At 45.1% G+C, this 13,016-nt stretch carries 9 protein-coding genes and 2 tRNA genes; 5 read left to right on the top strand and 6 right to left on the bottom strand.

The window, feature by feature from the left end; all coding sequences use genetic code 11:
- Window positions 1-84: 84 nt before the first annotated feature.
- The gene (locus HRQ85_RS13465; protein WP_010437067.1) at window positions 85-366 is read left to right on the top strand and encodes a YeaC family protein; all 282 of its coding nucleotides are present in this window, start codon (window positions 85-87) and stop codon (window positions 364-366) included.
- A gap of 143 nt (window positions 367-509) precedes the next feature.
- Here the strand turns inward: HRQ85_RS13465 and ansA are convergent, their stop codons facing one another.
- Complete coding sequence (gene ansA, locus HRQ85_RS13460) at window positions 510-1,526, bottom strand: asparaginase (protein ID WP_048611533.1); 1,017 nt, start codon at window positions 1,524-1,526, stop codon at window positions 510-512.
- A gap of 118 nt (window positions 1,527-1,644) precedes the next feature.
- Complete coding sequence (gene sppA / locus HRQ85_RS13455; RefSeq protein ID WP_048611534.1) at window positions 1,645-3,495, bottom strand: signal peptide peptidase SppA; 1,851 nt, start codon at window positions 3,493-3,495, stop codon at window positions 1,645-1,647.
- 279 nt (window positions 3,496-3,774) lie between these two features.
- Here sppA and HRQ85_RS13450 point away from each other — a divergent pair, with 279 nt between their 5' ends.
- From HRQ85_RS13450 to HRQ85_RS13440, 3 genes are all read left to right on the top strand, one after another.
- Window positions 3,775-5,784, top strand: coding sequence for an NADPH-dependent 2,4-dienoyl-CoA reductase (locus HRQ85_RS13450; RefSeq protein ID WP_172380069.1), 2,010 nt, complete (start codon window positions 3,775-3,777; stop codon window positions 5,782-5,784).
- A gap of 207 nt (window positions 5,785-5,991) precedes the next feature.
- Entirely contained in the window at window positions 5,992-6,540 is a 549-nt protein-coding gene (locus tag HRQ85_RS13445) for an NAD(P)H nitroreductase (protein WP_017059376.1), read from the top strand.
- Window positions 6,541-7,357: 817 nt separating this feature from the next.
- Complete coding sequence (locus HRQ85_RS13440; protein ID WP_172379837.1) at window positions 7,358-9,352, top strand: DNA topoisomerase III; 1,995 nt, start codon at window positions 7,358-7,360, stop codon at window positions 9,350-9,352.
- 18 nt (window positions 9,353-9,370) lie between these two features.
- Here the strand turns inward: HRQ85_RS13440 and HRQ85_RS13435 are convergent, their stop codons facing one another.
- Together HRQ85_RS13435 and HRQ85_RS13430 are read right to left on the bottom strand one after the other, a co-directional pair.
- A complete protein-coding gene (locus HRQ85_RS13435) occupies window positions 9,371-10,372 on the bottom strand; it encodes a DUF3080 domain-containing protein (protein WP_172379836.1) in 1,002 nt (333 codons plus the stop codon).
- Window positions 10,373-10,379: 7 nt separating this feature from the next.
- The gene (locus HRQ85_RS13430; RefSeq protein ID WP_172379835.1) at window positions 10,380-11,066 is read right to left on the bottom strand and encodes an SDR family oxidoreductase; all 687 of its coding nucleotides are present in this window, start codon (window positions 11,064-11,066) and stop codon (window positions 10,380-10,382) included.
- A 262-nt stretch (window positions 11,067-11,328) separates the two neighbouring features.
- On the opposite strand from HRQ85_RS13430, the gene HRQ85_RS13425 reads away from it, so the two are divergent.
- Window positions 11,329-12,249 (top strand): histone deacetylase family protein, encoded by a 921-nt coding sequence (locus HRQ85_RS13425; RefSeq protein ID WP_172379834.1) that lies wholly within the window; start codon window positions 11,329-11,331, stop codon window positions 12,247-12,249.
- 65 nt (window positions 12,250-12,314) lie between these two features.
- On the opposite strand, the gene HRQ85_RS13420 is transcribed toward HRQ85_RS13425, so the two are convergent.
- Together HRQ85_RS13420 and HRQ85_RS13415 are read right to left on the bottom strand one after the other, a co-directional pair.
- A tRNA-Ser gene (locus HRQ85_RS13420) sits at window positions 12,315-12,405 on the bottom strand.
- Between the two features lie 418 nt (window positions 12,406-12,823).
- A tRNA-Ser gene (locus HRQ85_RS13415) sits at window positions 12,824-12,914 on the bottom strand.
- Window positions 12,915-13,016 lie beyond the last annotated feature (102 nt).

The following is a 13,016-nucleotide window of genomic DNA, read 5'->3' as shown; positions in this document are numbered from 1 at the left end:
ATGCACTTATTATTGGTCAGGTTCTTGACTCAATTCTGTTACGGGTTATTTTCTGGTGAAAATTGTTAAAACTAAGGCTTTACCATGGATGCAGAACAACTTCTTAGCGCAATGACACCCGAGGTCTACGAACGTTTAACCTACGCAGTTGAAACGGGTAAATGGCCAGAAGGTACGGCGCTCTCAAAAGAACAGCGCGACTCGTGTATGCAAGCGGTTATGTTATATCAATCTAAACATAACTCTGAAGCTCAACATATGACAATTGCAGCTGGTGGTGAGATTAGCTTTAAATCTAAGTCTGAACTAAAGAAACAGTTTAAGTCAGATCAAGAAGACATTGTTAGGGTTAACCCGAATCATTAAGCTTAAATTACAACAAAGGGGTGGCAATGTGCCACCCCTTTTAGTTTAACTCGTTTATTTATAAGCAATAAAACGATTTAGTTCACGTTAAGCCGCCGTTACTTTCATAGAATAATTGGGTTTAACGTGAATCCTTGAACCGGTTATAAGCTCATCTCACCGCGCAACACTTGTTGCATCTGAGTCTTAACTTCTTCGTAGCCTAGGTTTTGGCTTAATAGATAATGCAATTTCGCCAGTGCCGCTTCTGGTGTCATGTCATAACCACTCACCACGCCCGCTTCTGCTAGTGCACAACCTGTCGCGTAACCACCCATGTTGACTTTACCAGCCAAACATTGAGTTAGGTTTACTACAATCACACCTCGTTCTGATGCATCTTTCAGGTGCTGAAGCAGTTCTGGGTTTTGTGGTGCGTTACCCACACCAAAAGTAAGCAGAATCATCGCGTTAACAGGTTGTAATAGTGTGTTACGGATAACTTCGTGTGAGATGCCTGGGTACATTGTGATTACGCCGATAGGTTGCGGAGTAATGTTATGAACCTTGAAAGCACCTTCAGGTTGTTCGTTTACTTTTACATTATTGCTAAGTTGGATATTGATACCCGCTTCTAGCAAAGGATTCAGGTTTGGAGACGTAAACGCATTGAAGCCATCTGCGTGTGATTTAGTGCTGCGGTTACCACGCATCAACTTGTTGTTGAAGAACAGTGTCACTTCGTTGATTGGGTAGTTTGCCGCAATGTGTAGCGCATTCAGCAGGTTTGCTTGTCCGTCTGAACGAAGCTCTGCTAAGGGGATCTGAGAGCCCGTAACAATCACAGGTTTGCCGAGGTTTTCAAGCATGAAAGACAGTGCAGAGGCAGTGTAAGCCATAGTGTCTGTACCATGCAGGATAACGAAACCATCGTACTTATCGTAGTTCGCGCGAATGTCATCAGCGATAGTCTGCCAATCAAGTGGCGTCATATCTGAAGAGTCCATTAATGGAGAGTATTCGTGAATGGTGTACTCAGGCATCTCTGGGCGATGGAATTCAGGCATGCCAGCTAGCTGCTTATCCATGAAACCTGCGACAGGAACATAGCCGTGGTCAATAGACTTCTGCATGCCAATTGTGCCGCCGGTGTACGCGATATAGATGTGTTTTCTTTCCATGGCGATTAATACTTAGTGTGATGTAGGGAACAGGGGGGCGATTATAGCGAATTATCATGCAATAAAAAGAGGCACCTCACACAGAGGCACCCCTTCGTTATTGAGTTATTGGCTCAACTTATTGAACTTGGCAATTTAAGCAGAAAGCGTATCGGCCTTGTGGGTCGTTAAAGTTGCCTAACAGCTGGCTATCTTGAGCTAACTGTTGAGTAACTGGCTGTAAACTGCTTGGTATCATCGATTGAATATCTAGGCCTATCGACATCTGAACTTGGTTCATAAATTCTTGAATAAATTGTTCAGTGGCCGAAAGTGGCTCTTCTACCCAGTAGATGTTGTAGCTTTCAAGCTCTGCAAGTGAAGCCGCAGCTGCAACCGCATCATCGAAATCACCAATCTCATCGACTAAGCCTTTCTGAATCGCATCTTGACCTGTCCAAACTCGGCCTTGAGCAATCTTGTCGACAGCATCGACTTCTAGGCCGCGATTTTCTCCAACTAGGCTAATGAATCGGCGGTATCCGTTTTCGATGCCCATTTGGAACGCGTCTTTCGCGCCATCGCTAAGTCCAGTTGTAATACCAAGACCTGAGAAAGGTGAGGTGCCAACGCCATCCGTATAAACACCAATATCGTTCAACCCTTTTTCGAAGGTGGTGATAACACTGAATATACCAATCGAACCCGTTAGTGTAGTTGGTTGAGCTAGGATCTTATCCGCACCCATCGAGATCCAGTAACCACCTGAAGCAGCAAGGCTCGACATCGACACAACAACCGGTTTACCCGCTTGCTTGATCGCTTCTATTTCATTACGAATCACTTCTGAAGCAAAGGCACTGCCACCTGGGCTATCGACACGAAGTACAACGGCTTTCACTTTATCGTCGTTACGTGCTTGGCGCAGTAGGGCTGCAGTGGTATCTCCGCCAACTGTGCCACGTGGTTGCTTGCCATCCATAATTGCGCCGCTTGCTACAATCACGGCAACGTCGTGAGATTCACTGGTCATATCCGGAAGCATGGTTGCACGGTATTCGTAATAACCAAACGCGTTGTAGCTGTCTTGGCCGTCACTGCCGAAAACATCGGCAAGCTCTAGTCGAACTTGTTGGCGTGTCGCTAACTCATCCACTAAGCCAAGTTTCTCAGCCAGTTTTGCAATGTCACCATCCACAGACTCAAGTTCTTTCAAGAAGGTGTCCATGCTTGGGTTCAGTGTTTTAGCGTCGATCTGACGGTTGTTGCTGACGTCATCAACGTACGCACCCCATAGTTGGCTTAACCAACGAGAAGCGGACTCTTTCGCTGCGTCTGACATGTCATCACGAATGAAAGGCTCAATAGCTGACTTATAAGTACCCACACGGAACACGTGCGTGTTTACGTCTAGCTTCTCTAGTAAGGTTTTGTAGTAAAGCGAGTAAGCGCTATAGCCTTTAAGAAGAACCCCACCATCTGGTGATAGGAAGACTTTAGTTGCGTAGCTGGCTAGGTAGTATTGGCTTTGGTTGTAAAAGTCACCTACCGCATAAATCGGTTTGCCTGTTGCTTTGAACTCATTCAACGCTTTAGCAATGTAGCGTAGCTTGGTCAGGTTGGTTTCTGGCAGCTCTTTGAGTGCTAAAACGATACCAGTAACCTTGTCATCGTCTTTTGCGTAGCGAATCGTTTCAACGATATCAAACAGGATGTTCTCTTTTGGAAGGTCTTTGCCAAGCAGCGAACCGGTGACCGAATCCATCGGATTGATATAGCGACTTTGTTCCACAATAGGGCCAGACAGGTTAAGCACTAAAGCCGAATCCTGTGGAACCGTCGGTTGAGCCGTATCTGAATGGAAGTACACAAAGTAGATGATGGCGATACTGAGTAAAAAGACTAGGTTAACCAGCGCAAGACGTACAAACGTAATGAGCTTCCAAATCCCTTTAAAGATCATACCTATAAATTTGAATATTTTTTTCATTCTGTCTCCGCAGTGAGATCACGTCGCTTTAACAAGCCGTAGTACCATTAATCTCAATAATATGAACTGCTTAGTATCCTACGATAATTCCCAAGCTCAAACTACACCAAGAATTGTTAATCGATATATATTCTCATTAAGTGTAGTCAAATTAAGGGTTTCTGAACGATTAATACCTTCAGCATTATGATCGGTGTTACAAAAATGTAAACGGTTGTTTGAACTTTTGGTAATTGAACTATACTGTGGTCAGACCACAAGGATAAAATAATAGAAGTGATGTCTGCCATGTACCCACATTTACTTGAACCACTCGATCTTGGATTTACCCAGTTACGTAACCGTGTATTGATGGGATCAATGCATACAGGTTTAGAAGAAAATAAAGAAGGCCTACACAAACTCGCCGCGTTTTATGAAGAGCGAGCAAAAGGAGGCGTTGGCCTTATTGTTACCGGTGGTTTCTCTCCTAATTTACGTGGCAGATTAACCCCATTTAGTGCTGAATTCAGTAAAGTGAAGCACGCAAAGGCTCACCAAGTTGTTACCGAGGCCGTGCACAAGCATGGCGGTAAGATTGCTCTTCAGTTGCTGCATGCTGGCCGCTATGCCATGCACCCATTCGCGCAAAGTGCTTCGGGTATTAAAGCGCCAATCGCTAAGTTTGCACCGAGTGAGATGAGCCCTCGTCAGATCAAAAAGACCATCGGTGCCTTTGCCAATAGTGCAGAGCTCGCTCAGGTTGCTGGCTATGACGGTATTGAGATCATGGGCTCGGAAGGTTACTTGATTAACCAATTCATCTGTAAGCGTACTAACATGCGTTACGACGAATGGGGTGGTTCTTACGAGAAGCGTATGCGTTTCCCGCTAGAGATCGTTAAATCGATTCGCGAAGCGGTGGGCAAAGATTTCATTATTATCTTCCGTTTGTCGATGCTGGATTTGGTTGAGCAAGGCAGCACGTTTGAAGATGTTGTTCTTTTGGCTCAGAAGCTAGAAGAAGCGGGCGTGACTATCATCAATACCGGCATTGGTTGGCATGAAGCTCGTGTTCCGACTATCGCGACGCAAGTGCCACGAGGCGCATTCTCATGGGTAACTGAAAAAGTGAAACCATACGTGTCGATCCCAGTGGTGACATGTAACCGAATCAACACGCCAGAAGAGGCCGAACGTATCCTCAGTTCAGGACAGGCCGACATGGTATCAATGGCTCGTCCATTCTTGGCAGACCCAGATTTTGTTAATAAAGCCGCTCAAGACCAAGCACAGTTCATCAATACCTGTATCGGCTGTAACCAAGCCTGTCTTGATAACGTGTTTAAGGGTAAGCGAGCGAGCTGTTTGGTTAACCCACGCGCTTGTTACGAGACTGAAATTGTTGTTCAACCAGCTCAAGCGACTAAGACCATTGCCGTAGTCGGCGCAGGCCCTGCAGGTTTAGCTTGTGCGACGACGTTGGCGCAACGTGGACACAAGGTTGACTTGATTGAGAAAAATGACCGTATCGGCGGCCAGTTTAGGTTGGCAATGCAGATCCCGGGTAAAGAAGAATTCAGAGAAACGATTCGTTACTTTGCTAACCAAATCGACGCATCAGGCGTGAACCTGAAACTGGATACTGAAGCAACGTTTGAGATGTTGTTGAAGTACGATGAAGTGGTGATGGCTGCGGGTGTTGAACCAAGAAAGCTCGATATTGAGGGCATCGACCAAGAAAACGTGGTCGACTACCAAACCTTGATTCGCGAAAAGACACCAGTAGGCGAAAAGGTCGCAATTGTTGGTGCTGGTGGTATTGGTGTCGATGTGGCAACCATGCTAACCGAGCCTACTTCTCACAGTTTAGATGACTGGCTGCATGAGTGGGGCATCGATAAGAATATGGAGCATCCAGGTGGGCTTTACCCTTACCCTGATTCGTTCAGTGACAAAACGGTTTGGGTGATGCAACGTAAAGCGGGTCGTGTTGGTAAAGGTCCTGGCAAGACTACTGGTTGGATTCATAAGCGCACGCTAGAAAAACGCGGTGTAAACCTTTTAGGCGGCGTAAGCTACAACAAGATTGATGATAAAGGTCTGCATATCAGCGTTGGTAAGAAAGATCAGGTGCTCGATGCCGATTCGGTTATCGTATGTGCAGGTCAGGTGTCAGTTCGTCCATTCGAAGATATGTGGCAAGAATTTGGTGGCAAACTGCACGTGATAGGCGGTGCTGATTACGCGGGTGAACTGGATGCAGTGCGCGCAATTCGTCAAGGTGTTGAGCTAGCGATTAAGTTATAGAATCAGCTATCAAACTGTAATCTTATCGGTAGATATTGTTACTTAATTTGCTGAGTTAGACTTTGAACAAGGCTCCTAAGTCATAGATTTAGGAGCCTTTATTGTTTCTAATCTAGCCTAAATGGACAGCCGTTGAGATTTATTATCGTTTGTATTCTGTGCTAAAGTTCAAGTATACAAATAATAAAGAAATAGTAAGGACTTCAAATGGATGCTTTGGATCTATTGCTCAACAGACGCTCAATCGCAAAACTCTCTGATCCGGCACCTGAAGGTGTGGCGTTAGAAAACATCATCAAAGCAGGGCTGCGTGCTCCAGACCACGGTGCACTAACACCATGGCGCTTTGTTATCGCGCAAGGTTCAGGCCTACAAAAGCTTTCAGACATCTTGGTGCGTGCCGCTGAAGCGGATGACAGCGAAGAAGCGGTTATCGAGAAAGTAAAAAAAGCGCCATTCCGAGCTCCTATGGTGATCACCGTGATTGCCAAAGTAACTGAGCACGAGAAAGTGCCTGCTATCGAACAACATCTGTCTGCGGGTTGTGCTGCACAGGCGATGCAAATGGCCGCAGTCGCACAAGGTTTCCAAGGCTTTTGGCGCTCAGGTAAATGGATGTTCCACCCAGAAGTACACCAAGCATTTGGCCTAGAAGGCGATGATGAAATTGTTGGTTTCCTATACCTAGGTACTCCGGGCTGTACGCCAATGAAGGTACCAGAACGCGACTTCTCTAAGTTCGTTGAGTTTTTATAGGCTGTAAAATGCAGCCCGAGAAAGGGCTGCTCAGTGAGATCTAAAAACTAAGCTTGGTGATCAAAGCTATGACTGCTGTGGGTAATTGAAAGTCTTCGGCAACTAAGAAGTCGATAATTGCTAAAACTGATTCTATTACATCTAGTAAAGAGTTTAACTTTTGAAACATGTTCATATACTCGTTTAAGTAAGTTTAGCACGTTGTTTTTTACATAGACTTTGATATGATTCGCCGTGAAACAAGCCATCATAAGCGTCGTCTTAAAGCTAGAAGTCTTCTCCTACAAAGACTTTAAACTCTGCTTATTACAACGTGAGTGATACAGATAAATTAGCCCGCCTTGAGTGGGCTTTTTTATTGCTTAGAATAAGTCATATTACCTCCCGAAAGTCGATTTGCCCCTAGACTATATATAGCCTTTATCTTGTGCTGCTAATACAACATATTGTGCTCAATTAAACGAGAACCACCAACTTTGAGTATTGATTTAGGTCAATAAAATCGCCTTGCTGAATAAGATCAATTCATTAATATTACTTGAGTTCTCTCTTTGAAAAAAAATAAATAAAACCAATGATATAGAGTCAAAGTAGTTACTTTTTCTAGAGGCATTGTAGGAATTGATCCGAATAGCTCTTGGGGTACTCAAAACAAGAAAGCAGGTGGCGAAGTCACTAATCGAGCATGTTTTTAGCTATGCACATTTACTAGCCACTAGTTTTTTGAATGCTAACTGTATAAACAACCAGTTTTTCTTGATTTATGGGGGCCACATTAGATAATGTGGCTCTAATTGTTTGTAGCATCTGGAAAAACATGTCTCGCCTTATTATTGCTGAAAAACCAAGCCTCGGCCGCGCGATTGCCGCTGCACTACCGAATCCACAGAAGAAAGATCAAGGGTTTATCAAATGTGGTAATGGAGATGTGGTGACTTGGTGTATTGGACACTTATTGGAGCAGGTTGAGCCAGATGCTTATGATGACCGTTATAAGAAGTGGAACTTAGCCGATCTTCCTATTGTGCCAGAGCAATGGCAGCTAAGACCGCGCAAGACTTCAAGCAAACAGCTCACGGTGATCCGAAAGCTATTGAAGGACGCGACCCAAATTGTCCATGCGGGTGACCCGGATAGAGAAGGGCAGCTGCTGGTGGATGAAGTAATCGATTACTGCAAGGTCTCTAAGGCCAAAAAAGAGTCGATGGACAGGCTACTAATCAGCGACTTGAACTTACCTGCTGTGAAGCGGGCGCTCTCTCAAATGCGCAGCAACCGCGACTTTATTCCACTGTCTATTTCGGCTTTAGCGCGCTCTAGAGCCGACTGGCTGTATGGCATGAACATGACTCGAGCTTACACCTTGTTAGGTCAAAAGGCAGGCTACCAAGGCGTGTTGTCGGTCGGGCGAGTGCAAACGCCGGTACTTGGTTTGGTTGTAAGACGTGATGAAGAAATCGAAAACTTCATTCCAAAAGATTACTTTACTTTGCATGCGCTTATCCCTTATCAAAATAACGGCCAGAGCTTTGATATTCGTGCGCGTTGGAAGCCAAGTGAAGCGTGTAAGCCGTGGCAAGATGAAGAAGGGCGCGTGCTCAATCGAAAGCTGGTTGAGAATGTGGCTAACCGAATTGCGAATCAACCCGCGACGGTGTCGGAATCAGAGCAAAAGCAAAGTAAACAAGCTGCGCCACTGCCTTACTCGCTGTCAGCTTTGCAGATTGATGCGTCTAAACGTTTTGGTATGAGTGCTCAGCAGGTGTTAGACACTTGTCAGTCTTTGTACGAGAAACACAAACTCATCACTTACCCACGTTCTGACAGTCGCTACTTGCCTAAAGAGCATTACTCGCAGCGAGAATCGATCGTTGATGCTATCGCTAACAATGCCAAAGAGCTGCAAAGTGGCGCTCAAGGTGCGGATCTTTCGCTTAAATCCAAAGCATGGAACGACAGTAAGGTCGATGCTCACCACGCGATTATTCCTACTCCGAAAAAGTCATCGGTGAACGGCCTGTCTGCCAACGAGATGAAAATCTATCAGCAAATCGCTCGTCAGTATCTAATGCAGTTTTATCCGCCGGCCATTTTTGCGGATGCAAAGTTGGTCTTTGATATCGCTGGTGGCGTGTTCATCGCAAAAGGGCGTCAGCTTATCAACCCGGGTTGGAAGGTGTTGATGGGTAAAACGGATACCGAAGAGAAAGGTGATGGCACGGATACGGTTCCTCCATTGGACAAAGGTACGGTGTTGACGTGCCGTGAAGGCGTGATTGGTGATAAGAAAACTGAGCCACCAAAACACTTCACGGAAGCGACATTGCTTCAAGCGATGACAGGTATCGCGCGTTTTGTTGCGAACAAAGATCTCAAAGCCATTTTGAAAGAGACCGATGGCCTTGGCACAGAAGCAACTCGTGCAGGCATTCTAGATACTCTATTCAAAAGGCAGCTGCTAACGCGCCAAGGTAAGAGCATTCACAGTAGCCCTGCGGGCAGAGGCTTGATTCATGCCTTACCTGAGGATTCTACTTTTCCAGACATGACGGCCCATTGGGAGCACCAGCTTCAAGGTATGGCAGAACGAAATCAAGCGTATCAACCTTTCATGCAAGCGTTAGAAAGTAAGATTGATGGCTTGATGGGCAAGGTAAAAACGGGCGAAGTTCCTGAGTCTCTGCGCCATCTTCCTAAAGTCGAGAGACCTGCGTTCAAACGCCGTAAAGGCGGTGGTGCGAAGAAGTCTTATGCCAAGACAGGTACGTATGCTAAGAAAGGAACTTCCGCTAAAAAGAGCACCAAAAGCTAAGACTTATTGAGGTTAGGATTAACGACCAACTTTACGGCCACAGCGCTTAAACAGCTGCTGCCAATAGTCCACATGGCGACGAGTTGATGCTCGAAAAACTTGATGTGCATCTTGGATGGGAAAGTAATAACTGTGCAGTTCAGGTTGCGCGTCAAACATCCCCAGTTGCGGGGCTAATTGCTGATAGTAGCCATCTAGCTGCGCCATGTAGGGCTGAACCTTGCCTATATATTGTTGCTCGAACACATTGTTGAGATAGCGAAACTTGGTCGTGTCTCGTTGCTTGCCGCAGATGATATTGGCATCAAAGGTGGTGAGTTGCTTAGTAATGGTATCTAGCTCTACCGAAGCACGAGCCAGCGAGTAGTACAAATCCCCAAGGGTCGAACTCTTCTCTAATACTTCTTGAACCTCAGTGGTTTTGCCGGAAACGAGCGGAACGTTTAACGCTTGATTGATGTGTTGTAAGGCATCACTGGTTTGTCGTACCTGATCGCCGATATCAGCGCGTAACCACTGACTACCCCGCATTTGTGACTGCATCGCATCACTGGCATAGATGAGATTCCATTGATGCAGTGGAAACTGTGCGAGTTTCTGTTGCTCAATTTCTCTTAGTAATTCTACGATCTCTGGGTCTAATTCATTACTGGATAAACATTTACCCACACCTTCAAGTAGCGCGGCTTGATAATCGTAATTACGAAACTCATCCGCGACCTTGCCCAGAACCGAATTTCTTTCTGCTATCAGATTGAACAGTCCACATTGACGAAGCTGGTAGCTGTCGATGAGGCCGATAGAGAGTGAGGGCACGTCAAGCAGCAGTTCTCGTTTTCTCGGTAGGCTTTCAAACTCCCAATCCTCTTTGACCTCATCAGCGTCTTGTACCCTGGCTATTTTAGTTTGATAGTCGTCAAATAAGTCTCCAGGGCCTTCACCAAAACAGCCAGCTAGCATCACTGTCAGACAAAACAGTGTTGAGTGCTTAACTAGATTTGAGAGAGGGCCATCATTCATCTGTGGATTACCAGTTTATTTCGCTGCCATCGAAATTGAAGAAGTGACCACTTACTTCGGTATTCGCTGACTCGATGACTTTAATTAGGCCGGAAGCTGAGGTGTCGGTGTCGATCAGAGCATTAGGACCACCCATTTCAGTCTGCACCCAACCAGGGTGTAGCGCCAACACTGTAAAGCCATTATCGGTTAAGTCGTTGCTTAGGCTCTTTACCACGGAGTTTAGAGCGGCTTTAGAGGAGCGATAGATATAACCGCCGCCTGTAGTGTTCTCTGACATGCTACCGACTCTAGAGGATAAACAAGCGACCTTTTTGATATGACTGTCTTTTAGTAGAGGCAATAACGTTTCGACAAGCTTCAGTGGGGCAATCGTGTTGACTTCGAATACACGACGCCACTCTTCAACATCGGTATTACCCAGTCCATAGCCTTTAGGGCCATAGTAGCCTGCGTTGTTGATCAAGATATCAATCGACTCTATTTGCGAAGGGAGTTGGCTTACTGCTTGGTAATCGGTTATCTCTAATTGAATGCAGGTAAGGTTGGTGTTGTGGTCTGCGAGTGAGAGCAGTTCTTTTGCTGAATGGGTATCACGATAAGTCGCATACACATTGTGGTTACCTTCCAAGTATTGTTGAGTCAGACTTAAGCCAATGCCGCGGTTAGCTCCAGTAATAAAAATAACGCTCATGGTGATTCCTTTTCAGTTCAATTAGTTAAGTTTGATGGCTTAACACGAGAAAATCAACGCTCCACCAACTGGCCATTAGCATTCCTACAAAAATCATTACTGCTGCCGCTGAGCCGCAGATCACCCTAAAGATGAGTATTACGTTTTTCATTGTTGTCTCTATTATCTATTTAATGGTAACAATAATCATTATCACCAATTCAGGTTGTCGCCAAGTCTGAGACTGTTATGATTTTGAGAAAGATACGCAATTAGCCTGATTATGATTCCTTTAATTTACCACCCAATCTATTCGCAGTTACCTTTACCACAAGGTCATCGCTACCCAATCAACAAATACCAGTTGTTGCATAGTGCTGTTGAGGCGCTGATGGATAGTGAACCTCGATGGAAGAGCAAGTTTGAAGTGTGCCAGCCAACGCCAGTTTCGGTTGAGCAAGTAAAACAGGTACACGATAGCGAATATGTCGATTTGCTCGTGTCTGGTAATTTGCCTGCAGCAAAGATGAGACGTATCGGTTTCCCGTGGAGTGAGCAACTTATCGAAAGGACACTCTACTCAAGTGGTGGAACCTGCTTGGCCGCTGAAATGGCAATAGAGACTGGTTTAGCGATTCATTTGAGTGGTGGTTATCATCACGCGCATCATGATTTTGGCAGTGGTTTTTGTTTGTTGAACGATTTGGTTTTAGCGGCAAAACACGCGCTGACCTTTGAACATATCGATAAAGTGTTGATCGTTGACAGCGATGTTCATCATGGTGATGGCACAGCAACTCTTTGCCAAGAGAACGACGACATCATTACTCTGTCGTTCCACTGCGATAAAAACTTCCCTGCACGAAAGCCACTATCCGATTTAGATGTGCCGTTAAGTCGTGAAACAGAAGATGCAGAGTTCTTACGTTGTTTTGAACAAGTCACTAAGTTAGCGATTGCTCACCATCAACCTGATCTGATTATTTATGATGCGGGGATCGATATCCATCAAGACGATGAACTGGGTTATTTGAATGTCTCGACACAAGGGATATTTGAACGCGACTGTTTCATGATTGAATTAGCGAAATCAGAGTCTATTCCAATGGCGTGTGTTGTTGGGGGAGGTTATCGTACTCAGCACCAAGATCTGGTACCGATTCACATGCAGCTTTTGAAAGCAGCATTAGCAGTTAATAGCTGACCGTCTAAGCTAAGTTTTCTTCAGATACAAAAAAGCCGCTGATTTCTCAGCGGCTTTCTTTAATGTGGTGGAGGGATAGGGATTTGAACCCTAGAACCGCTATTAACGGTTGCCGGTTTTCAAGACCGGTGCTTTCGACCACTCAGCCATCCCTCCAATGGCGCGTATAATATAAGGGTGGCTTTCGCTTGTAAATACCCTTATTAACTGACTGCTTTTTTTATGAACGCTTTTTGGTGTTTTTGTTCTGAATGGTTATTTATTGTTCGGCTTATTAAGAGGCAGACAAAATCTAATATTCAACAAGCCAAGTATTCCCAACTTGTGTTATACGTGAAGTGTTTCAGTGTCATTAAAAAAGAAAGTATCTAATTGGCTTGCAGGCAAAGTTATGAGGGGAGTAGCTTAGGCGCATGAACTTGTAGTTTAGAACGGTGAGCTTGGAATTTAAAACTAGGTATAAAGTGAATGAGTTTGAAACTGGGACTGTAGAGAGTTTTGTTAGATGAGCTTTATATTTTAGATAAGCTTCAGATGCAAAAAGCCGCTGATTTCTCAGCGGCTTTCTTTAATGTGGTGGAGGGATAGGGATTTGAACCCTAGAACCGCTATTAACGGTTGCCGGTTTTCAAGACCGGTGCTTTCGACCACTCAGCCATCCCTCCAGTGGCGTGAATAATATAAGGGGTGGAGGATCTTGTAAACCCTTAATTTTCATAATTTTGTTTTGTTGCTTGTTTTCTAATCATTCACGGCATTAAAAAAGG

Source organism: Vibrio sp. Vb339, from assembly GCF_902751245.1.
In the GTDB taxonomy this organism is placed as follows: Bacteria; Pseudomonadota; Gammaproteobacteria; order Enterobacterales; family Vibrionaceae; genus Vibrio; species Vibrio coralliirubri.
This window is presented reverse-complemented; position numbering and strand designations above follow the sequence as displayed.